Genomic DNA, 22,196 nt, shown 5'->3' on the forward strand with positions numbered 1-22,196 from the left:
CACTTTTGATTTGATACAAAAGTAGATATTTTTTCGTAATTTTGCGTATCTGTTCAAAGTAAATTTACATGGTCCAACAAAAAAGAGCAAAGTTCGGAAGTAAACTGGGAATGATTCTTGCCACGGCAGGCGGTGCTGTCGGTCTGGGCAACGTGTGGCGTTTCCCCTATATGGCAGGGCAGAACGGCGGTGCGGCCTTCATCCTGATTTATATCGGTTGTATCCTGCTTCTGGGCCTGCCGTGCATGGTCAGCGAGTTCATCATCGGCCGCCACGCAGCCTCGAACACCGCACGTGCCTACACGAAGCTGTCCAATGGAACAGCCTGGAAGTGGGTGGGTTACCTTGGAGTCCTTACGGGCTTCCTCATCACCGGTTACTATGCGGTTGTCTCCGGCTGGTGTCTTCAGTACGGCCTGGCTTCTGTCGTGGGCCATCTGCATGGATCTCCTGCGTATTTCCAGTCTTATTTCTCCGACTTTTCCACCAATCCGTGGAAACCGGTTCTGTGGACGGCTGTCATACTCCTCATCACCCACTACGTGATTATCCATGGTGTAAGGAACGGTATAGAGCGTGCTTCGAAAATCATGATGCCCGCCCTTTTCCTGCTGCTTCTTGCCATTGTCGTCGCCTCATGTCTTCTTCCGGGAGCAGGAAAGGGTGTCGAGTTCCTGCTGAAGCCCGATTTCAGCAAGGTAACGGGTGATGTCTTCCTGGGTGCCCTGGGACAGTCGTTCTATTCCATGAGCATTGCGATGGGCTGTATCTGTACCTATGCCTCTTATTACAGCCGGCATACGAAACTGCTGAATTCCGCCGTACAGATCGGCGTCATCGATACGGTCGTCGCCATCCTTGCCGGCCTGATGATCTTCCCGGCGGCTTTCTCTGTGGGCGTGAGTCCTGACAGCGGCCCGTCGCTCATCTTCATCACGTTGCCGAACGTCTTTGAACAGGCGTTCGCCTCCATGCCAGTTGTGGGATATGTCATCTCCCTGTCGTTCTATCTCCTTCTATCCATGGCCGCCCTTACCTCCCTCATCTCCCTGCACGAAGTGAGCACGGCCTTTTTTCAGGAGGAACTGCATATCAGCCGTCCTCGTGCGGCAATGATCGTGACGGGCGGCTGTTTCCTTATCGGAGCCGTATGTTCCTTGTCACTGGGCGACTGGAGCTTCCTTCAGGTGGCGGGTACCGATCTCTTCGATGTCTTCGACTTCGTGACCGGACAGATATTCCTTCCTGTCGGCGGTCTCCTCACCTGTCTGTTTATCGGCTGGTATGTCCCGAAGCGGCTGGTCAGGGATGAGTTCACGAACTGGGGCACCTCCCGCAGCATCTTCTTCGGTGCTTACTATTTCCTGGTGCGCTTCATCTGTCCGCTGGCTATCCTTGCCATCTTCCTGCACCAGTTAGGAGTGTTCTGAAGCAGGAATGGATGCCGGATGTGCCAGTTCGCACTCCCTCCTCCCTTCCTCCGGGGCGGGCGTGATGACTCCCATCTGATGTCGCCAGATACTATCCAGTATGGTCTGTTCCTGTCCGCCATTTCTGTCTCTGCTTTTCGTCGCCGGCCTTCGTTCATCCCCTTTTCATCATATTTCCTCTTTTGGAGGGGCTGGGGAAGACTTTTCCTCATCATCTAAAACCTATATCCTATGGACCTTAAGTCTCTCTTCTATCTTCATCGCTCCGACCGGAAAGTTGTTTTCCTGCTGCTGCTGTTCATCACAGGCTGTCTCGGTCTGGTCATCTTTTCAGGTAGCCTGACGTCGGAAACAGCAGAGGTGAAAACTGACAGCGTAGGCGGCAAGACTTCCTCCTCCTTTTCCAGACGGATACGGATGCCGGATTTCGTGACGGAAGAAAGGAAACATCTTTTCCCTTTTGATCCCAATACCGCCACCGCTGACCAGTTGCTGCAGCTGGGACTTGCTCCCTTCCAGGTACGTAATATCCTGAAGTACCGTTCCAAAGGAGGCATCTACCGTTCGCCGATGGACTTCGCACGTCTCTATGGCCTTACTCGCAGACAATACAGGGAATTAGAACCTTATATCACAATCGGCGACGATTACGAGCCGGCCTCCACCCTGTCTTCCGTACAGGCTTACATTGCCCGGAAAGAAGCCGACAGGCGGGCTGCCCATACGGCTTACGAAGCGTATAAGGAAAAGAACACGTACCAGCCCTACAGGGCATACGACCGTGACACGCTCCGCTATCCGCGGAAACTGAAGGTGGGCGAGCACGTCAATCTCGCTGTCGCCGACACCACCCAGCTGAAAAAGGTCCCCGGAATAGGGTCAGGGTGGGCACGTGCCATCATCAGCTACGGCAGGCGGCTGGGCGGATACGTGGCTGTCGGACAGCTGCTGGAGATAGAAGGCTTTCCGGAAGAGTCGCTGCCTTACTTCTCTGTCAGCAGTCCGCATACGGACAGGATGAATCTCAATACGGCCACCCTCGGCCAGCTCCGCCGCCATCCTTACCTGAATTTCTATCAGGCCCGGGCCATCTGCGACTACAGAAGGCTGAAGGGAAAGCTGACCGATCTCTCACAGCTCCGCCTGTCAAAGGACTTCACGCCCGAGGCTCTCGAACGCCTGCGCCCGTATGTGGCATTCTGAACTGCAGTGTCAGGCGGTCAGACGGATTCCTCTGGTCTGCGTCTTCTGGCTGCGGAGCCAGCATCCTGTTGTCAGACCGGGCATGAGAACTTCATTCCCAATCGGTCGGGAACAGCATTCCCAGACACCGGGAATGCAGTTCCCAAACGCTGGGAATGCTGTTCCCTGTGCATCGGGTCTTGGATGTCTTTGTAGCGGGGAATGAACCGGAAGAGCAATAAAAGCAGGCTGAAGCCTTATGCCGCAGCAGGCTTTTATCTATAATTCCTTTGCCGTTTACCTTATTTACAGTAACTTTGCAGCAAAGAAACAACAAGCAGACATTTTATGGAAGAAAAGAAATTCAAGCGCACCACAGTGACGGCGGCTCTGCCTTACGCCAACGGCGGTGTACATATAGGACATCTTGCCGGCGTGTATGTCCCGGCAGACATCTATGTACGTTACCTCCGGCTGAAGAAGCGGGAGGTTGTCTTCATCGGCGGCAGCGACGAGCACGGTGTGCCCATCACGATCCGTGCCAAGAAGGAAGGTGTCACGCCGCAGGACGTGTGCGACCGCTATCATAAGCTGATCAAGGATTCGTTCGAGGAGTTCGGCATCTCGTTCGACGTGTACAGCCGCACGACAAGTCCCACCCACAACAAGTTCGCTTCCGACTTCTTCCGCAAGCTCTACGATGACGGCAAGCTCGTCGAAAAGGAGAGCGAACAGTATTACGACGAGGAAGCCCGTCAGTTCCTTGCCGACCGTTACATCATGGGCGAATGTCCTCACTGCGGCAATCCCAACGCCTACGGCGATCAGTGTGAGAAGTGCGGAAGCGACCTCAGCCCGATGGAACTGAAGAACCCGCACTCTACCATCTCCGGTTCGCAGCCCGTCATCAGGAAGACGAAGAACTGGTATCTGCCGCTGAACAACTATCAGGAGTGGCTGAAGCAGTGGATTCTCGAGGACCACAAGGAGTGGCGTCCGAATGTCTACGGACAGTGCAAGAGCTGGCTCGATATGGACCTGCAGCCCCGTGCCATGACCCGCGACCTCGACTGGGGCATCCCTGTCCCGGTTGAAGGGGCTGAAGGAAAGGTACTCTACGTATGGTTCGATGCGCCGATCGGCTATATCTCGAACACCAAGGAACTGTGCGACAGCGATCCCGAACGTTTCGGCAGCTGGCAGAAGTGGTGGCAGGATCCGGAGACGCGTCTCGTCCACTTCATCGGAAAGGACAACATCGTCTTCCACTGTCTCATCTTCCCGACGATGCTGAAGGCGCACGGCGGTTACATCCTGCCCGACAATGTGCCGGCAAACGAGTTCCTGAACCTCGAGGACAACAAGATTTCCACGAGCAAGAACTGGGCCGTGTGGCTCCATGAGTACCTCCGCGACTTTGAAGGAAAGCAGGATGTGCTGCGCTATGTGCTGACAGCCAACGCTCCGGAGACCAAGGACAACAACTTCACCTGGAAGGACTTTCAGGAACGCAACAACTCTGAGCTGGTGGCTGTCTACGGCAACTTCGTGAACCGTGCGCTGCAGCTGACGAAGAAGTACTGGGACGGTGTCGTTCCTGCCTGCGGAGAGCTGCACGATGTCGACCGCCAGGCTATTCAGGAGTTCAAAGATGTCAAGGAAAAGGTGGAGGCTTATCTCGAGGCGTTCAAGTTCCGCGAGGCGCAGAAGGAGGCGATGAATCTTGCCCGCATCGGCAACAAGTACATCACCGAGTGTGAGCCGTGGAAGGTATGGAAGACCGATCCGAAGCGCGTGGAGACCATCCTCAACCTCTCGCTCCAGCTCGTCGCCAACCTCAGCATCGCCTTCGAACCCTTCCTTCCGTTCAGCAGCAAGAAGCTCCGCAGCATGATCAACATGACGGAATACGACTGGAGCGAGCTTGGGTCTACCGACCTGCTTCCTGCCGGCAAGCAGCTGGCCGAACCGGAACTCCTTTTCGATAAGATTGAAGACGAGGCCATCGAGGCTCAGCTCCGCAAGCTGGAAGAGACACGCAAGGCCAACGAGGAGGCTGCCTACAAGGCCGATCCGGTGAAGAGGGAGATTCCTTTCGACGACTTCGAGAAGCTGGACATCCGTGTAGGCCACATCCTCCGGTGCGAGAAGGTGAAGAAGAGCAAGAAGCTGCTGAAGTTCACCCTCGACGACGGTTCTGGTACGGAGCGTACCATTCTCAGCGGTATCGCCGCTTACTACGAGCCGGAGCAGCTCACAGGCAAGGACGTTCTCTTCGTTGCCAACTTCGCCCCCCGCAGGATGATGGGCATCGAGAGCCAGGGAATGATTCTCTCGGCCGTCAACTCCGACGGGTCGCTCACCGTTACGACGACGCTGGGCGAGGTGAAGCCCGGCAGCCAGGTGGGATGATGCGTATGCCCTGTATGAAACCGCAAAACAGGCGGACAGACCCTTTCGTCTGTCCGCCTGTTTCAATTGATACAGGGACTTCCCTGTCCGTCGGAAGTCTTACCTGTTAATACAGACCTTGCTTGTGCGCCCAGTCGAGGGCATCCTTTTGTGTGGTCATCCTGCCTTTGTAGCTGCCTTCCTTTGTCCCGTCTTTCCAGATGAACTTGAAGCGGAGCTCTATCTCGTGCTCGCCGGTCTGGCGAAGATAGACATAGCTGCCTTTCTGGAAGAAATGGTCATCATAGTTGTACAGTCCTTTCACAACGGAGCCGCCGGCAGTCCATTCGCCCGGCTTCGTCAGGTCGACTTCTTTTCCCGCCATGCTCTTCGGGATGGAGAAACCTACGAATTGGCCGGTAAATCCCAATGGATAGTTGACGCCAATCGTCCCATTGAAGTCGCTGAAAAGGACAGGACTGATTCCGTCACCTCCGTTGTTGTCGTCATTGTCACTGCTGCACGCACTGATACTGAAACACATTGTCAGGGCAATCACGCCCGCTGCAAGGGCATACGCCCATTGCTGGAATTTCTTTGTCATGTTGTTTTAATTTAGAAGTTAATCGTTTGCAAAGGTAAGGTATTATATGGAGAATAAGAATATTTCTGTAGATTTTTTTTAAAAAATATGTATTCTGGCGGGTTGAATGCGTAGAACGGGAGGAGATGGGTATATGGATTTTTGGCTATGAATGGTGAATTAACAATCCTGCTTCTCCGTTATTCGGCTGATTTTCCGTAACTTTGCAATCAGAATAAAAGACAAACGAAAGATGAAGATAGAAGAGCAAATTACCGGTGCTGCACTTGCAGCTGTCAAGGAGTTATACGGAACCGAGGTTCCAGAGAAGATGATCCAGCTGCAGAAGACACGCAGCGATTTCAAGGGCAACCTCACCCTCGTCACCTTCCCGCTGCTGAAGACCTCGCACAAGAAGCCCGAGGAGACGGCGCAGGAACTGGGCGAATACCTGAAGAAGAACTGCAAGGCGGTTGCCGACTTCAACGTCGTCAAGGGATTCCTCAACCTTGTCATTGCACAGGCGGCATGGACAGGACTGCTGAACGACATCAATGCCGATGAGAAGTTCGGCGAGAAAAGGGTGACGGCAGACAGTCCGCTGGTAATGATCGAATACTCTTCACCGAACACCAACAAGCCCCTTCACCTCGGCCACGTGCGCAACAACCTGCTCGGATGGTCGCTGGCACAGATCATGGAAGCCAACGGCAACAAGGTGGTGAAGACAAACATTGTCAATGACCGCGGCATCCATATCTGCAAGTCGATGCTGGCCTGGCTGAAGTGGGGCAACGGCATCACGCCCGAGAAGGCCGGCAAGAAGGGCGACCACCTGATCGGTGATTTCTATGTCCTCTTCGACAAGCACTTCAAAGAAGAGTGCAGACAGTTGCAGGAACAATATGAAAAGGAGGGCATGACACCTGATGCCGCCAAGGAAAAAGCCGAACAGGAAGCACCGCTGATCAAGGAAGCACACGAGATGCTCGTCAAGTGGGAGCAGGGCGACCCGGAGGTACGTGCGCTGTGGGAGAAGATGAACAACTGGGTGTATGCCGGTTTCGACGAGACCTACAAGGCATTGGGCGTGAGCTTCGACAAGATCTACTATGAATCGAATACCTACCTTGTCGGCAAGAAGAAGGTGGAAGAAGGCCTGAAGAAGGGACTGTTCTTCCGCAAGGCCGACAACTCCGTATGGGCCGACCTCACCAAAGAGGGGCTGGACCAGAAGCTCCTTCTGCGAAAGGACGGTACGTCGGTCTACATGACGCAGGACATCGGCACGGCCGAGATGCGCTTCAACGACTTCCCCATAGACAAGATGATCTACGTCGTCGGGAACGAGCAGAACTACCACTTCCAGGTGCTTTCCATCCTCTTGGACCGTCTGGGCTTCAAGTGGGGCAAGGATCTTGTACACTTCTCCTACGGCATGGTCGAACTGCCGAACGGCAAGATGAAGAGCCGTGAGGGTACGGTTGTCGATGCCGACGATCTGGTCGCCTCCATGATAGAGAATGCCAAGAAACTCAGCGAAGACAAGGTGAACAAGCTCGAGGGCATCACCGAGGAAGAGAAGAACGAGATAGCACGCATCGTGGGAATGGGGGCTTTGAAGTACTTTATCCTCAAGGTGGACGCACGCAAGAACATGCTCTTCAATCCCGAAGAATCTATCGACTTCAACGGCAACACGGGTCCGTTCATCCAGTACACTTACGCCCGCATCCGCAGCATTCTCCGCAAGGCAGCGGCGCAGGGCATCCTCCTGCCGGCATCGCTGGCCGATGATGCCCCGCTAAACGAGAAGGAAATAGAACTCATCCAGAAGCTCAACGACTTCGGTACTGCCGTCGCACAGGCAGGCATCGACTACAGTCCCAGCGGCATCGCCAACTACTGTTACGAACTGACCAAAGAGTTCAACCAGTTCTATCATGACTACAGCATCCTCAGTGCTGACACCGAGGCCGAGAAGATCACCCGGCTTGTCTTGGCGAAGAATGTGGCAAAAGTCATCAGGAACGGTATGGCACTGCTGGGCATTGAGGTGCCGGAGAGAATGTAAGGGAAGTCCCGCCCCTCTCCCCGAAGGGGGAGGAGGCCTGATGGGGATGCCGTCAGGAAAAGCCGGGAAAGCGATATGAGCGACGGAAGCTGTGATGGCCGGACGGCCAGACCAGGAATACATGACAAGATAACATGCGAACAGATTACAAGCAACGGACAGGTACGCAGCCTTCCCCAGTCTCGGAGGGACGGGCTGCCTGGGCTGTCGATGCCGCCTGTTCCGGAAACCCCGGACCGATGGAATACCGGTGTATCGACTTGCAGACCGGGCTGCAGGTGTTTCATTTCGGCCCCGTGCTGGGGACGAACAACATCGGAGAGTTCCTTGCCATCGTACACGCCTTGGCCTTGATGGAGCGGCAGGGAATAACAGACAAGGTCATCTACAGCGATTCCTACAATGCCATCCTGTGGGTGAACAAGAAGCATTGCAAGACGACACTTGTCCGCAATGCGGAGACCGAACAGCTCTATCAGGTCATCGCCCGTGCCGAGCATTGGCTCAAGACCCATAAGGTCACGACACCTGTCATCAAATGGGAGACAAGGCAGTGGGGCGAGATTCCGGCCGACTTTGGCCGGAAGAAGTAAGATTCTTTAGGAGCGGGTATTATCTGTTTCACAGCCCAAGCCGGGAAACGTTCCCATTGACTTTTTGTGTAAAAACTCCATGAAAAGTGGATTTATACCATTTTTTTCTTTACTTTTGTACCATAAACGGAAACCTACTATGTTACAACGAGATTATTTTATTCGCCTGATAGAGGAATTCAACGCTGCCGTGTCGCGTTTTCTCGTGAAGAAGGAAGACGACCTGAAGCGGGATAAGGAGTTGAAAGACCTTTACAGACAATACGTTGGAGCGTATGACGACCTGCGCAACCTCTCTGTCGGCGACCTGCTGAAATATGCCGGAGAGCAGTGGAAGGAGGACGAGCGGACAGACCGGATCGGCATGCTTGCGGAACTGCTGTATGCCGAAGCGAGCTACAAAGGGCAGCCCTTGCGGCAGATGTTGCAGGAGAAAGCATACTGTCTGTTCGACTACGTGGAGGCGCACGGCTCTACTTTCTCTATCGAACGACGGCAGAAGATGGATGCCATGCGCCGGGAATTAGGCGAAATCCTGCCTTTGGCACACTGATGCCGGAGGAACTGAATAACCCTTGTGATCATAACAGCGTCAGACTAAACCCATAACAATCATTATGCTTGAGCCGAATATCAGAGAACAGATTATCGAGTTGATCCACCGGCAGGTAGTCCCTGCCGTGGGCTGTACGGAGCCGATGGCGGTGGCGTTGTGTGCCGCACGTGCCACAGAGTTGCTGGGAGAGAAACCGGAAAAAGTCAGCGTACTGCTTTCCGCCAATATCCTGAAGAACGCCATGGGAGTGGGCATCCCGGGCACAGGGATGATCGGGCTGCCTATCGCCATTGCCCTGGGTGTCCTGATCGGGAAGTCGGACTACCGGCTGGAGGTCATCAAGGATCTTACGCCGGAAAGTCTGGAAGCCGGAAAGCGGTTCATCGGTGAGGACCGGATTGACATCAAGCTGAAGGAAGGTATCACGGAGAAACTGTATATCGAAGTCGCCTGTGTGGCTGGCGGACACCGTGCGACGGCCGTCATCAGCGGAAGCCATACGAACATTGTCTTCGAAGAAACCGACGGGAAAGTCCTGCTCGACAGACTGAAGCCGAGTGCGGCTGCTGCTGATACTGCGCAGCTCTGTCTGGATCTCCGTACGGTATGGAAGTTTGCCACAACTACTCCGGTGGAGGAAATAGACTTCATCCTGGAAGCCAAACGCTACAATCTCCGTGCTGCGGCGGAGGCATTGAAGGGAAATTACGGGCATTGCCTGGGGAAGATCATGGACCGTCCGCTGAGCCGTGGTATCTTCGGGAACAGCATCTATTCGCACATCATAGCCAAGACTGCTTCTGCCTGCGATGCCCGCATGGGCGGTGCCCTGATTCCTGTGATGAGCAACAGCGGTTCCGGCAACCAGGGTATCTGTGCCACCAATCCGGTAGCCGTTTTTGCCAAGGAGAACGAGAATACGCGGGAAGAACTCATCCGTGCGCTCGTCCTAAGTCACCTTACCGCCATCTACATCAAGCAGAGCCTCGGTGCGCTGTCAGCCCTCTGCGGCTGTGTGGTGGCAAGTATCGGTTCCAGCTGTGGCATCACCTATCTGATGGGAGGTGATTACGTGAATGTCTGCCATTCGGTAAAGAATATGATAGCCAATCTTACCGGCATGATCTGTGACGGTGCCAAGCCCAGCTGTTCGCTGAAGATTTCGTCCGGTGTCTCCACGGCTATCCTTTCCGCCACCCTGTCCATGGAGGGCAAACACGTGACGGCAGCCGAGGGGATCATTGACGAAGACGTTGATAAGTCTATCCGAAACCTCACAAGCATAGGTAAGGAAGCGATGTGCAACACCGATGATATGGTGCTGAATATCATGACGCATAAGTGCAATTAAAAAGGTGTTGCACCTCTAATCCTGCATTACTTTCAAATTATTTTCATGAAAAGAAATATTTTTTGTCGTGAAAATAAATTTTTATCTTCATGAAAAGAAATTCTTTTTTCATGAAGATAATTTGTTTATAGCCGTTCATTTGTGTCTGTTGGATGTGTTTTCAGCCTTTCAAAAAAGCAGGTTTAGTCTTCTTTTCTATGGTGTTTAGTAACCTGTTTTATATTCGTTCTTAAATGAGATATAGTTCACACGTCTTCTCTCCCTGCGCATTCTGGTATTTCACAACCCATACATCTAAAACCAGTGGTTTGCTTGGCGAGGCATAGTCATTCGAACATACATCATGTTTTTTAAGGAGCGTTTCGGGCAATTGATTACCATTGGGCAGTTTTATTATCTGTATTATTTTATTTTGGAAATAAGCTAAACAGATTGTAGCTGGCTTTTTTCCCTTGTTGCGCATTCCCGGGATGTATTTAAGTGCGTTCCTGTTCAAGTGGTTCATTAAGATATACTTTTCCAGATAATCTACTGCAATCCGTTTCCTCTCTACTTTCACAGGTTCCTGTGTTTCTTCCCCCTGTTTGGCAAAGTGCCATTTTGTCCCATCTGTAAATTGAATCTCTATTCCTGTGGAATCTACTTCTGAAGGTATTTCGGATGGTCTTCCCGTATCCTTAGCTATTTTCTTGAATTCTGCAAAAGCATTTGTGTTGCCCTTTCTTGAAGCATTGCGGAGATAGCAATATGCGTCGCCCAGGTGTCCTTTCTTTTTGGCAATCATACCATTCCAATAGTCATTCTTTCCATTCGAATCATGATATTCAAAGTAAGGTGATAATTGGGCAAACTTCCTTTCTACAGCATCCATCCTTCCTAAATGATAGTAGGCGGATAACTGTTTTTCGTATATGGAATTGATGTTAACGCTGCTGTCCTTGCTTATATCAATATACGAATCAATGTCTTGCTTTTCTGTGGAGTAGGGCTGGAGTAGTCTTTCGTAATCACGGAGAGCATTTTCATATTTGCCGACTTTCATCTCGCAATCAGCCCGCATATATAAGTACTCTGTAGAGGGGTTGTCTTCTATTGCTTTGTCTAAATAGCTTATTGCCAAATCATCATCACCATTTAGGATAGCGTTGTTGATTTTGCTTCTATAATCAGTATGACAACTGTATAGAAAGAAGGTCAGTAAAATAAAGTATAACACATTTTTCATCATTTCATGCTGCTTATGTGTATGTGATATGTTAATCTTTATATTGCTTTTATAACCTTGTTTTATCTTGTTCCCGCTCGTAAGTTACAATCGTATTAACGTACTTCTCAACCTTTGTAATGCGTAATTTTTCAGGGAGTTTGGGGGCTTCTATACCTTTGTCGACCGTGAAAGGTGCAGTCTCTATGCGTATCTCATCCCATAGTCCTGCGTCAAGGAAACTCTGTAAGGTCTTTGCACCGCCTTCGACGACGAGACTCTGTTTCTTCTCCTCATAGAGGTGTGACAGTGCTTCGGCAGGCGTAGCATATTCCCCCTCTCTTGTCGGATGGCTTGTCAGCACCAGTTTTTCAGGATTCGGACCGCTCCATTCCCTTACCGTCAGCTGTGGATGTTCCAGTTCTTCCGTTGTTTTGCCAACGAGTATTGCGTCGTTCTCTGCTCTCAGCTTATGTACCAGCATCTTTGTGAAGGGCGTAGAGATAATCAGCGGATGATAGTCCTTACCCGGCAAGTTGCCAATGTAAGCCGCAGAAGTTTTTTTCTCACGAGCCGTTATTTCATCCTGGCTACCATTTATAATACTCAGATCATCAGGGGAATCTCGGTGTTTACTCCCCTCCCTATGGGGGAGGGGTGAGGGGGAGGGGCTGGCTGGTGTGTTGGATAGTGTGTTTGTTGGTGTGTTGAATAGTATGTTAGTTGTTACTCTTTTTGTCTGCGCCCACTTCAGTATCACGTACGGTCGGTGATGCGTGTTATAAGTGATGAAGCGTTTGTTCAGCTCCAGGCATTCCTTTTCCAATACACCTACCGTCACGTCAATGCCGGCCTCACGGAGCCTCTTCACGCCACGCCCCTGTACCTTGGAAAAAGGGTCGATGCAGCCGCAGACTACACGCCGCACGCCTTTGCTGATAATCAGGTCGGCGCAGGGAGGTGTCTTGCCGTAATGGGAACAAGGCTCGAGGCTGACATACACCGTTGCTTCGTGCAGCAAAGCCTCGTCCTCTTTCCTCACAGATGCAAAAGCGTTCACTTCTGCGTGTCCTTCGCCGCAGCGGACATGATAGCCTTCACCGATAATCCTGCCATCCTTGCTCACAATGACCGCCCCCACCATCGGGTTCGGCTTGGCCAGCTGCTGTCCGTTACGTGCTAATTGCAGGCAGCGGTGCATATAGATTTCGTCAGTTTCTTCTTGTTTCATATCTTTAAAATTCCTATCTTTGCAGTCATGACATACCAGGATTTGTGGCACAGACTCACTCCCTTGTACGATGACGGTGAGGCACAGGCAATCATTCGGCTTGTGCTGGAGGTGCAGTTTGGCATTTCGCTGACCGATATTTATACGGGCAAAGTTAATGAATTATCACGAGACGAAGCTGACGGATTGGAGAAAATCATGTCACGACTGGAACGTGCAGAGCCGGTGCAGTATGTTCTCGGGTATGCAATGTTCTGCGGGCGGCCTTTTCATGTTGCGTCCGGAGTACTGATTCCACGTCCGGAGACGGAAGTACTGTGCCGGTGGATAGAAGAAGATTACAACCGCCCTTACTGTGCCCTGCAGCCTCCTGTGCCGCTTCAGGTGCTGGACGTGGGGACTGGTAGCGGATGCGTAGCTGTCAGTCTGGCACTGGACCTTTACAATTCCGCCCTTACAGCGTGGGATGTATCGGGTGATGCTTTGTTGATTGCACGTGAGAATATCCACCGATGGAATGCCCGTGTTGAATTGAAGATGGAAGACGCACTCCATCCCTCTCCTGCTGCCATGGAGCAGCAATGGGACATCATCGTCAGCAATCCGCCCTATATCTGCAACAGGGAGAGGGCGGCAATGGCGGCGAACGTGCTGGAATACGAGCCGGAGACCGCCCTTTTCGTACCGGATGACGACCCGTTGCAGTTCTATCGGGCTGTTGCGGAGTATGGCGTGCAGACGCTGTCGGATGAAGGTGTACTCTACTTCGAGACCAACCCATTATATATAAATAAGGTGAAGGAGATGCTGGACGAGTCAGGTTATAAGCAGGTCATGCTTAGGGAAGACCAGTTCGGCAAGTTACGCTTCACGAAAGCCCTCCGATCATGATACAGAAACGACCTATGCCGGAGCCGCAGGCTCTGAAGAAACTTGCCGACCTGTGTGCGAAAGGCGAACATTGCTCGGGTGAAATGCTGGAAAAAATGCGCAGGTGGGGACTGGCGGAAGATGCCCAGGCACGCATTATGGAGAAACTCTTAAGGCTGCATTATGTGGACGACAGCCGTTATACGGAGTTTTTCGTCTACGATAAAATCCGTTACAACAAGTGGGGACGCCGGAAGATAGAGCAGGCTCTGTGGATGAAGAAGGTGGACAGTACCGTCTCGTCGCCCATCCTGGATGCTGTCGGGGATGAAGAGTATCTCGCCGTCCTGCGCCCGCTGCTGGCTGGCAAGTACCGCACCATCAAGGCTGACAATGACTATGAACGCTCGATGAAGCTGATCAGATTTGCCATGGGACGCGGGTTCACGATGGATCTGATCAGGAAGTGTATTGACGAAGGGATTGCCGCGGCGGACGGCAACATAGACTTTGCTGATGACGATGACGAGACCGATTAGTGTGCTTGCCCGTCTGATAGACACCCTTGCTCCTCGGTCGTGTACCATCTGCGGAGGGCGTCTGACCGTTACGGAAGAGGTGATGTGTGCCTGCTGCAACCAGAGCCTCCCCCGTACAGGCTATGCCCGTAATGCCTGTGACAACAGGCTTGTGCGGCTCTTCTGGGGAAGAATTCCCATTGAGAGAGGGGCATCCCTCTTCTTCTACAAGGCTCACTCGGACACCAGCCGCCTGTTGTATCAGCTCAAGTATGGCGGACATTCCGAAACAGGGGAGCTGCTTGGCCGCCTTGTTGCCGACGAGTTTGCAGCGGACGGCTTCTTCGACGGCATCACTGTGCTGGTCCCTGTGCCGCTTGCCCGGCAGCGTGAACGGGAGAGAGGATACAACCAGAGCGTGGAGATAGCCCGGGGCATCAGCACTGCAACTGGGATTCCTGTAGTCGGCAACGTCCTTGAACGTATCTCTTTCCATGGCAGCCAGACGCAGAAGAGCCGTTGGGAACGTAACGAGAATGTGGAAAAGGCATTCCGGCTGACGGATGCCTCTGCCGTACGCAACCGGCATGTCCTGCTTGTTGATGATGTCATCACTACCGGGGCGACTCTCGTCGCTGCAGCCCGTGAGATCCTCAAAGCCGGCAATGTCAAGGTCAGCGTTCTCTCTCTGGGGTTTGCGAATAATGAATAGATGCGTAGCTTCCCGCTCCGGCAGCCGTATCTTGTAAAGGGATTGATTCCTTGCCTGACCGTCTGTCGGGGCAGAACGTTCCAGATGTAATTGCAGATGAAGTTTTTATTGGAATCCATGTGGCAGACGGTATGAAAAAGCCATGGGTATCCTTGACTGAACATGAATGGGACCGTCACGGCCATTGAACAACACAAACTATTTCTATCCGAATTATTACAATACTTAACGTGATCCGTACTAAGCCTTGACACAAATTATCTACTGGTTCCATATTTTGCGGAAACTCCGGAAGAAAGGAGGGCTTTTTCTTTGTCTAATTCAATTTTTTTCTTACTTTTGCCGGGTATAAACTGAGAACCGACAAGAACCGAATACAAAACCTAATGTAAGACAGTAAACCTGAATGAAAAATTCCGCCTATGGAAGAGGATGCGTCCAGGCCGCCCTCAATATAAGCGGACGGATTCCATCATATTACCTTTTGGAAAATATTAACCTAATTAACAATAAAGCTGAATGAATAACAAGAAAAATGGTCTGTACCTGACCGCATTCCTGTTATGTCTGAATCTGAGCACGGAAGCTCACGGCGTTGCGTTCAACAAGACGGATGCGATGCGGGAGAGTTCCATGACTGCATTGAGACAAAGGGATGGAAATGCCGTTTCTATTCCGTCAACACAGGTTCCGCAGAAGTCGCTGAACGCCGGCGAGAAGAAGAAAGTCGTAGGAGTTGTAAAGGAGGAGAACGGAGAACCGGTCATCGGTGCTACTGTCCGTCTGAAAGGTACCCAGGGTGGTGCTGTCACAGATATTGACGGGCGGTTTACGCTGATGGCGGAGGAGGGTTCTGAACTTGAAATCTCCTATATCGGCTACACCACCAAGACAGTGCGTGTCGGTAAGGCTGATACATACGACATCAGTCTTTCCATGGGCAGTGCCAAGGAGCTGAACGAAGTGGTTGTCACGGCCCTCGGTATCAAGCGTGAACAGAAGGCGTTGAGCTACAATGTACAGCAGGTGAGCGGTGAATCTTTGGGGACTAACAAGGATGCCAACTTCATCAATTCGCTCAGCGGTAAGGTAGCCGGTGTGAACATCAATGCCAGTTCGTCTGGTGCCGGTGGTGCTTCAAAGGTCGTGATGCGTGGTACACGCAGCATCGAGCAGTCGAGCAACGTTCTGTATGTCATCGATGGCGTGCCGATGTTCAACCTCGGCGGCAGCGGTGATGCGATCTTCGGATCGAACGGTACGACAGAGGCTATCGCAGATATCAATCCGGAGGATATTGAGAGTATGTCTGTCTTGACGGGTGCGGCGGCAGCGGCACTCTATGGAAACCGTGCTTCCAACGGTGCCATTGTCATCACAACGAAGAAGGGAAAGGTGGGACATACGGAGTTTACCGTCAGTCAGAGCACGGAGTTCTCCACGGCTTTCCGTCTGCCGGAGTTCCAGAACCGTTACGGGACAGGCAGCAGTCTGCGTGATGCCGGCGGTAACAGCTACAGTTGGGGACGCCTGCTGAATGATGCCAACTATATGGGTTATGACCCAAAGAAGGACTATCTTAAGACAGGCATCATGACCACAGAGGCTTTCACGGTTTCTACAGGTTCGGAGAAGAACCAGAGTTACTTCTCTGCCAGTGCGTTGAATTCGGGCGGTATCATTCCCAACAACCGTTACAACCGTTACAACTTTACGTTCCGGAACACATCCAGTATGCTGGGCGACAGGTTGCTGCTGGATGTCGGTGCAAGCTATATCATCCAGAACGACCGCAACATGACCAACCAGGGTGTGTATGCCAATCCGCTGGTTTCGGCTTACCTCTATCCGCGTGGCAACGACTACAACGATATGGCGATGTTTGAACATTTCGATACGACGCGCAATATCTACACGCAGAACTGGGACAACCTGCTCAGCGAGTTTGTCGGTCAGAACCCTTACTGGATCAACTACCGTAACCTTCGTACCAACAAGAAGTACCGCTACATGATGAATGCCGGACTTACCTATAAGGTGACAGACTGGTTGAACGTCGTGGGACGTATCCGTATTGACAATGCTACGAATACTTTCGAGAAGAAGTACTATGCCAGCACGAACACGACCATCGCCGGTGCCAACGGCCAGTATGCCAAGGTAAAGACCGACGACAAGCAGGTGTACGGCGATGTGATGCTGAATGTCAACAAGCACTTCCTGCAGAACAAGCTGTCACTGGTGGCTAATATCGGTGCTTCTCTCTCTGACATCAAGCAGGACCAGACAGGTCTTGACGGTCCGATAGCCGACAACCTGATTCCCAATGTCTTCAATGAGTATCAGGTAGATGCGGCACGTGAGAAACGGCTGCCGGCAGGCTATCACGAGCAAACGAAGTCGCTTCTCGGAAGTCTGGAACTGGGATGGAAGAGCCAGCTGTACCTTACGGTCACGGGACGTAACGACTGGCCTTCTATGTTGGCCGGACCTCACTCCAACAAGCATTCTTTCTTCTATCCGTCAGTGGGCGGCTCGTGGATTGTCTCTGAGTCTGTCAAGCTGCCACAGGCCATTGACTACCTGAAAGTACGCGGTTCGTTCGCCTCTGTCGGTATTCCGTTCCTCCGCAACATTGCCAATCCGAAGTACGAGTGGGATAATACGACGAAGCAGTGGAAGAGCCAGATGGTCTATCCGATCTACGACCTGAAACCGGAGACGACGAACTCTTGGGAAATCGGTCTGCAGGCCCGCTTCCTCAAGCACTTCAATCTGGATGCGACACTCTATTGGACAAAGACTTTCAACCAGACTTTCAATCCTGACATCTCTGTATCATCAGGTTACTCTGCTCTTTATATCCAGACAGGTAATGTGTCAAACAATGGAATCGAGTTAGCTCTGGGTTACAGCAATAACTGGGCTGGTTTCGGCTGGTCGAGCAACTATACTTTGAGTTCCAACCGCAACCGTATCAACGAGCTGGTGCGTAACTACGTTCACCCAGAGACAGGGGCAGTCATCAACAAGGACCGTCTGGATGTCGGAGGACTGGGCAATGCACACTTCATTCTCAAGGAGGGCGGCACGTTAGGTGACCTTTATTCTTTGACAGATGTGAAGCGTGACGACAAGGGACGTATCTATGTCGACAAGAACGGCAAGGTTTATCGTAACAATAACGTCGGCGACGTGAAGCTGGGCTCTGTATTCCCCAAGGCGAATATGGCATGGCGCAATGATTTCTCTTATAAGGGTTTCAACCTCAGTGTGATGGTCAGCGCACGTTTCGGCGGCATCGTTTACTCGGCAACACAGGCTGCACTCGACCTCTATGGAGTATCAGAGGCAAGTGCAAAGGCACGTGATAAGGGCTATGTAGAGGTGAACGGCAATGACCGCCTTAACCCTGAATCATGGTATTCGACCATCGGTGGCAGTGACGGTATTCCGCAGTTCTACACTTACAGTGCAACGAATGTCCGCTTGCAGGAAGCAAGTCTCAGCTATACCTTCAAGAAGAATCACTTCTTCGGTCTGGGCGACCTGACGCTTTCCGTGACAGGCCGCAACCTGTTGATGTTCTACTGTAAGGCTCCTTTCGATCCTGAGACAACGGCTACAACCGGCAACTACTATCAGGGTATAGACAAGTTCATGACGCCCAGTACGAGAAATATCGGGTTCAACATCAAGCTTAAATTCTAAATCAAAGTTATGAAACACTTAAGAAATATCATATTGTCAACGGTATCGGCTGGCCTGGTTGTGAGTCTGGCTGGCTGTACCAACAGCTACGAGGACTATAACCAGGATCCCTACGGTGTGTCGAAGAAGGAGACGGAACGTGATGCTTATTCATTGGGCGCAGCCATGGTGAACCTGCAGAGCTGGGTGATTCCTACGGATGTCAATACCAATCAGTTCACAGAATGTTTGTGCGGTGGCTCGTATGGTGGTTATCTCTCCGATTCCAATGCCGGCTTTGCAGGCAAGAACTTTGCACAGTATAGTCCGGAGAACGGCTGGAGCCGTGTGTTGTTCAGGGACTTCCTGCCTAAGCTCTCCATCTATTTCAACGAAGTGAAGAGTGCTACGGATGAGCCTGTTCCATTGGCTGTCGCACAGATCATAAAGGTTGCCGGTATCCATCGTGTTACCGATGCCTATGGTCCAATACCTTATTCCAAGGTGGGACAGAATGGTGAAATCACTGCACCTTACGATTCCCAGCAAGATGTGTATAAGCTCATGTTCAAGCAGCTGGACGAGGCTATTGCTACGCTGACGGCCAATCGTACGCTCAACTTCTCTCCTAAAGCGGACAAGGTGTATGGCGGTAATGTCGAGAAGTGGATCAAGTTTGGCAATTCTCTTCGGCTTCGTCTGGCTGTCCGCATATCAAAGGCTGACCCGGTATTGGCAAAGCAGGAGGCAGAGGCTTCGGTGAACAATGAGGTCGGTGTGATGACTTCCAATGATGACAATGCTTTCATGACCTTGTCGAATACCAATCCTTTCGAGGTTGTCATGTATGAGTATAACGGTGGCGACTCGCGTATCGGTGCCGACATCACCACTTACATGAACGGTTACAAGGACCCGCGTCGTGAAGCGATGTTCACAAAGTCCACTTTCTCAAGAGAAACCAACGGCTACTATGGCTTGCGTTCCGGCATCCAGATTCCGGGTGCGGAGATTGCCCATGCTTACAGCAACTACAATGTAAAGACCGACACCAGGCTCTTGTGGATGAATGCGGCCGAAGTGGCTTTCCTACGTGCTGAAGGTGCTTTGAAGAACTGGAACATGGGAGGTACAGCCGGCAGTTTCTATAAGAAAGGTGTTGAGCTGTCCTTTGAGCAGTGGGGCGTAAAGGGTGCTGCGGCTTATCTGGCTGATAATACCAGTACACCTGCTGTCTATACAGATCCCGCCGGACTTAATTCCTATTCAGGACCGGTTTCATCCATCACGGTTGCCTGGGACGACAGCAATCCCGTTGAGCAGCAGTTGGAACGTATCATCACCCAGAAGTGGCTGGCTATGTTCCCACTTGGCTTGGAGGCGTGGTCAGACTATCGCCGTACAGGTTACCCGAAGCTGATGCCGGTGAAGGTGAACAACAGTGGCGGCGTGGTAAGCAACGAGCGGGGTGCCCGGCGTCTGGCTTATCCACAGGAAGAACGCAGCAACAACCTTGACAACTACAATGCAGCTGTGGAAATGCTCGGCGGAGCCGACAACATGGCAACAGATGTCTGGTGGGCAAAATAATGATTACCGATTAAATAGAAAGAAAAATGAAACATATCATTCAATATATAGCATATTCAACGGTCTGTGCGGCGGCTTTGCTTATGTCCGGCTGCGATACAGATGTTGAACCTGTAGACATCAACCAGCCCGGTATAGAGCGTCAGAATCCTGAACTCTATCAGAACTATCTTGCAGGCATCCGTGCTTACAAGGCAAGCAGTCATAAGATTATGATGGCGTGGTTCGATAACAGCCAGGCTGTTCCATTCACACAGGCGCAGCATATCAACGCTGTTCCTGACAGTGTGGATTACGTTGTACTGACGAACCCGGGAACAGTTACCAGACAGATGATACAGGAAATCGAGGAAGTAAGAAGTCTGAAAGGTATGAAAGTCGTGTTTCTGGTAAGCTGTGATGCCATCAAGACAGTTTATGAAGCACGGAAGAAGGCCTTTATGGCAAAGCCGGAGAATGCTGGTAAGCACTTCCGTGACTTCAATGGTTTCCTGGTTGATTCAGTCAATACACAGTTACGTCTTGCCGACAAGTATAACTATGATGGTGTGATCATGGGATTCAATGCGAAGCTCACACATTATCTCAATGAGCAGGAAAAGGCTGAGGCTATGGCCTTGGAGAACGTTTTCTTAGGTATCGCCAAGGACTGGAAAGAACGTCATAAGGACAAGGAACTGATCATGATGGGGCGTCCGCAGCATGTAACTGACAAGAGTCTGTTTGCACAGGCACGCTATCTCATTATCCCGACACAGGATGAGAAGTCCATATCGGGTGTTGATTATCTGGTTCGCAAGGCTGCGGTAGAAGGTGTGCCGACCGACAAGTTCATCCTGCTGGCAAACAACAAGTCTATCGACGAAACCGATACCAAGACCGGTTACTGGGGCAAGACTTTGGCCATGCACGGTATTGCACGGTTCGTTGCTTCCGACCATACCGGCTACACCTGTGCAGGAATGGGTCTGCTGAACGCCAATGTTGATTACTACAATGCCTCGTTCACCTATCCGAACCTGCGTAAGGTCATCTCAACTATCAATCCAACCGTTAAAGAGTAAAAGGAAATGAAGAAGCTATTTAAATATGTTCCTGTCCTGGCAGCAGCCCTGTTGATGGCAGCCTGCCAGAACAATGATGAAGTCGACTTCGCAAGTAAGGCGTTCATTGATGGAAAGACATTCACCAGTGAGACCATTATCAAAGATGCAAGTACCCTGGTGAAGTCGCTGAAACTCTCTACGTCTCGTCCTGCTGAAAAAGACCTGAAAGCAACTTTCGCACCAGCTCCCCAGCTGCTTGAGACCTATAACAAGGCTTATTACAGCAATGCTGTATTGCTGCCGGACACCTGTTACAAGGTGATCGTGGGCGAGGTGAAGATCAATCAGGGCAGTGTGAAGAGCAATGAGGCGCAGTTTGAATTCTCCAAGCTCGGCGGCCTGGACCGTTCGACAACCTACGTCCTGCCCGTAACGGTTGACTGTAATGATATTGACGTCCTGCAGTCAGCCAAGAACTATTACTTTGTGTTCCGTGCAGGTGCGCTCATCAATGTTGTAGCTGACATGAGCAAGAACTATCTGCAGGTAGACTGGAAGACCCCGGACCTGGTTACTGACATGCACCAGATTACGATGGAGGCGCTCATCTATCCGCGTGAATTCGGCAAGCTCATCTCTACCATCATGGGTATTGAGGGCAACTTCCTTATGCGTATCGGTGATGCAGGCTTCCCTGACAATCAGATTCAGATAGCGACCCGCAGCGGAAACTTCCCAGACTACGACTCCAACAAGGGTCTGCTGACCAAGCGCTGGCAGCATGTGGCCATGACCTACAATGCTGATACACGTGAGGTGAAAGTATATGTCAACGGCATGCTGCAGTCGCACGGCACGCTTCGTATGGGGACAGTTACCATCAAGGGCGATTCTCCTGACCGTATGTTCCTCATCGGCAAGTCTTATGATGATGCCCGCTGGTTCGAGGGCAATATGTCCGAAGTACGTGTCTGGAATGTTGTCCGTACGCAGGAAGAGATTGCCGGACACATCTACAGCGTTGACCCGAAGACTCCCGGTCTCGTGGGCTATTGGAAGATGGACGACAGTTCCAGTCCCAACATCGTAAAGGATGCTACGGGCAACGGTAATGATGCCAAGGCTGACAAACCGCTGCCATGGCATAATGTTTCATTGCCAGAGAAATAATCTGT

17 protein-coding genes are annotated in these 22,196 nt (G+C 51.6%); 14 read left to right on the forward strand and 3 right to left on the reverse strand.

Going from position 1 to position 22,196, the window contains the following annotated elements:
• The first annotated feature begins 68 nt into the window (after positions 1 to 68).
• From DYH27_RS00940 to metG, 3 genes are all read left to right on the forward strand, one after another.
• A complete protein-coding gene (locus DYH27_RS00940) occupies positions 69 to 1,430 on the forward strand; it encodes a sodium-dependent transporter (RefSeq protein ID WP_004354400.1) in 1,362 nt (453 codons plus the stop codon).
• A gap of 231 nt (positions 1,431 to 1,661) precedes the next feature.
• Positions 1,662 to 2,633: a ComEA family DNA-binding protein gene (locus DYH27_RS00945; RefSeq protein WP_029216572.1), complete on the forward strand. Its 972-nt coding sequence runs from the start codon at positions 1,662 to 1,664 to the stop codon at positions 2,631 to 2,633.
• Between the two features lie 327 nt (positions 2,634 to 2,960).
• Positions 2,961 to 5,024 carry a methionine--tRNA ligase gene (gene metG / locus DYH27_RS00950; RefSeq protein ID WP_025067978.1) on the forward strand — a complete coding sequence of 688 codons (2,064 nt, stop codon included), beginning with the start codon at positions 2,961 to 2,963 and terminating at the stop codon, positions 5,022 to 5,024.
• Positions 5,025 to 5,130: 106 nt separating this feature from the next.
• Here metG and DYH27_RS00955 read toward each other — a convergent pair whose 3' ends face one another.
• The gene (locus DYH27_RS00955) at positions 5,131 to 5,607 is read right to left on the reverse strand and encodes a hypothetical protein (protein ID WP_013670580.1); all 477 of its coding nucleotides are present in this window, start codon (positions 5,605 to 5,607) and stop codon (positions 5,131 to 5,133) included.
• 232 nt (positions 5,608 to 5,839) lie between these two features.
• Here DYH27_RS00955 and argS point away from each other — a divergent pair, with 232 nt between their 5' ends.
• The 4 genes from argS to DYH27_RS00975 all read left to right on the forward strand — a co-directional run bounded on the left by argS (position 5,840) and on the right by DYH27_RS00975 (position 10,160).
• The gene (gene argS / locus DYH27_RS00960; protein WP_025067977.1) at positions 5,840 to 7,660 is read left to right on the forward strand and encodes an arginine--tRNA ligase; all 1,821 of its coding nucleotides are present in this window, start codon (positions 5,840 to 5,842) and stop codon (positions 7,658 to 7,660) included.
• Positions 7,661 to 7,794: 134 nt separating this feature from the next.
• Complete coding sequence (locus tag DYH27_RS00965; protein ID WP_029216571.1) at positions 7,795 to 8,253, forward strand: RNase H family protein; 459 nt, start codon at positions 7,795 to 7,797, stop codon at positions 8,251 to 8,253.
• A gap of 139 nt (positions 8,254 to 8,392) precedes the next feature.
• Positions 8,393 to 8,806, forward strand: coding sequence for a hypothetical protein (locus DYH27_RS00970; RefSeq protein ID WP_025067975.1), 414 nt, complete (start codon positions 8,393 to 8,395; stop codon positions 8,804 to 8,806).
• Positions 8,807 to 8,870: 64 nt separating this feature from the next.
• The gene (locus tag DYH27_RS00975) at positions 8,871 to 10,160 is read left to right on the forward strand and encodes an L-cysteine desulfidase family protein (protein ID WP_025067974.1); all 1,290 of its coding nucleotides are present in this window, start codon (positions 8,871 to 8,873) and stop codon (positions 10,158 to 10,160) included.
• 229 nt (positions 10,161 to 10,389) lie between these two features.
• On the opposite strand, the gene DYH27_RS00980 is transcribed toward DYH27_RS00975, so the two are convergent.
• Entirely contained in the window at positions 10,390 to 11,388 is a 999-nt protein-coding gene (locus DYH27_RS00980) for a tetratricopeptide repeat protein (RefSeq protein ID WP_025067973.1), read from the reverse strand.
• Positions 11,389 to 11,434: 46 nt separating this feature from the next.
• Positions 11,435 to 12,595, reverse strand: a complete 1,161-nt coding sequence (ribD, locus tag DYH27_RS00985) for a bifunctional diaminohydroxyphosphoribosylaminopyrimidine deaminase/5-amino-6-(5-phosphoribosylamino)uracil reductase RibD (protein ID WP_029216570.1) — start codon at positions 12,593 to 12,595, stop codon at positions 11,435 to 11,437.
• 27 nt (positions 12,596 to 12,622) lie between these two features.
• Here ribD and prmC point away from each other — a divergent pair, with 27 nt between their 5' ends.
• From prmC to DYH27_RS01020, 7 genes are all read left to right on the forward strand, one after another.
• Positions 12,623 to 13,486 carry a peptide chain release factor N(5)-glutamine methyltransferase gene (gene prmC, locus DYH27_RS00990; RefSeq protein ID WP_025067972.1) on the forward strand — a complete coding sequence of 288 codons (864 nt, stop codon included), beginning with the start codon at positions 12,623 to 12,625 and terminating at the stop codon, positions 13,484 to 13,486.
• Positions 13,483 to 14,004 carry a regulatory protein RecX gene (locus tag DYH27_RS00995; RefSeq protein ID WP_025067971.1) on the forward strand — a complete coding sequence of 174 codons (522 nt, stop codon included), beginning with the start codon at positions 13,483 to 13,485 and terminating at the stop codon, positions 14,002 to 14,004. The genes prmC and DYH27_RS00995 overlap by 4 nt, the downstream gene beginning before the upstream one ends.
• The gene (locus DYH27_RS01000) at positions 13,988 to 14,695 is read left to right on the forward strand and encodes a ComF family protein (RefSeq protein ID WP_025067970.1); all 708 of its coding nucleotides are present in this window, start codon (positions 13,988 to 13,990) and stop codon (positions 14,693 to 14,695) included. Before DYH27_RS00995 ends, DYH27_RS01000 begins: the two co-directional genes overlap by 17 nt.
• A gap of 519 nt (positions 14,696 to 15,214) precedes the next feature.
• Positions 15,215 to 18,406 (forward strand): SusC/RagA family TonB-linked outer membrane protein, encoded by a 3,192-nt coding sequence (locus DYH27_RS01005; RefSeq protein WP_025067969.1) that lies wholly within the window; start codon positions 15,215 to 15,217, stop codon positions 18,404 to 18,406.
• A gap of 9 nt (positions 18,407 to 18,415) precedes the next feature.
• Complete coding sequence (locus DYH27_RS01010) at positions 18,416 to 19,975, forward strand: RagB/SusD family nutrient uptake outer membrane protein (protein WP_025067968.1); 1,560 nt, start codon at positions 18,416 to 18,418, stop codon at positions 19,973 to 19,975.
• Positions 19,976 to 20,001: 26 nt separating this feature from the next.
• Positions 20,002 to 21,039 (forward strand): glycoside hydrolase family 18, encoded by a 1,038-nt coding sequence (locus DYH27_RS01015; RefSeq protein WP_025067967.1) that lies wholly within the window; start codon positions 20,002 to 20,004, stop codon positions 21,037 to 21,039.
• 6 nt (positions 21,040 to 21,045) lie between these two features.
• Positions 21,046 to 22,191 (forward strand): DUF1735 and LamG domain-containing protein, encoded by a 1,146-nt coding sequence (locus DYH27_RS01020; RefSeq protein ID WP_025067966.1) that lies wholly within the window; start codon positions 21,046 to 21,048, stop codon positions 22,189 to 22,191.
• Positions 22,192 to 22,196 lie beyond the last annotated feature (5 nt).

Source organism: Prevotella denticola (assembly GCF_900454835.1).
Classification (GTDB): domain Bacteria; phylum Bacteroidota; class Bacteroidia; order Bacteroidales; family Bacteroidaceae; genus Prevotella; species Prevotella denticola.

Excerpts from the sequence above, each read along its gene's own strand:
- DYH27_RS00940 (WP_004354400.1), top strand. The coding sequence starts at position 69 with ATGGTCCAACAAAAAAGAGCAAAGTTCGGAAGTAAACTGGGAATGATT.
- DYH27_RS00945 (WP_029216572.1), top strand. The coding sequence starts at position 1,662 with ATGGACCTTAAGTCTCTCTTCTATCTTCATCGCTCCGACCGGAAAGTT.
- metG (WP_025067978.1), top strand. The coding sequence starts at position 2,961 with ATGGAAGAAAAGAAATTCAAGCGCACCACAGTGACGGCGGCTCTGCCT.
- DYH27_RS00955 (WP_013670580.1), bottom strand. The coding sequence starts at position 5,607 with ATGACAAAGAAATTCCAGCAATGGGCGTATGCCCTTGCAGCGGGCGTG.
- argS (WP_025067977.1), top strand. The coding sequence starts at position 5,840 with ATGAAGATAGAAGAGCAAATTACCGGTGCTGCACTTGCAGCTGTCAAG.
- DYH27_RS00965 (WP_029216571.1), top strand. The coding sequence starts at position 7,795 with ATGCGAACAGATTACAAGCAACGGACAGGTACGCAGCCTTCCCCAGTC.
- DYH27_RS00970 (WP_025067975.1), top strand. The coding sequence starts at position 8,393 with ATGTTACAACGAGATTATTTTATTCGCCTGATAGAGGAATTCAACGCT.
- DYH27_RS00975 (WP_025067974.1), top strand. The coding sequence starts at position 8,871 with ATGCTTGAGCCGAATATCAGAGAACAGATTATCGAGTTGATCCACCGG.
- DYH27_RS00980 (WP_025067973.1), bottom strand. The coding sequence starts at position 11,388 with ATGATGAAAAATGTGTTATACTTTATTTTACTGACCTTCTTTCTATAC.
- ribD (WP_029216570.1), bottom strand. The coding sequence starts at position 12,595 with ATGAAACAAGAAGAAACTGACGAAATCTATATGCACCGCTGCCTGCAA.
- prmC (WP_025067972.1), top strand. The coding sequence starts at position 12,623 with ATGACATACCAGGATTTGTGGCACAGACTCACTCCCTTGTACGATGAC.
- DYH27_RS00995 (WP_025067971.1), top strand. The coding sequence starts at position 13,483 with ATGATACAGAAACGACCTATGCCGGAGCCGCAGGCTCTGAAGAAACTT.
- DYH27_RS01000 (WP_025067970.1), top strand. The coding sequence starts at position 13,988 with ATGACGAGACCGATTAGTGTGCTTGCCCGTCTGATAGACACCCTTGCT.
- DYH27_RS01005 (WP_025067969.1), top strand. The coding sequence starts at position 15,215 with ATGAATAACAAGAAAAATGGTCTGTACCTGACCGCATTCCTGTTATGT.
- DYH27_RS01010 (WP_025067968.1), top strand. The coding sequence starts at position 18,416 with ATGAAACACTTAAGAAATATCATATTGTCAACGGTATCGGCTGGCCTG.
- DYH27_RS01015 (WP_025067967.1), top strand. The coding sequence starts at position 20,002 with ATGAAACATATCATTCAATATATAGCATATTCAACGGTCTGTGCGGCG.
- DYH27_RS01020 (WP_025067966.1), top strand. The coding sequence starts at position 21,046 with ATGAAGAAGCTATTTAAATATGTTCCTGTCCTGGCAGCAGCCCTGTTG.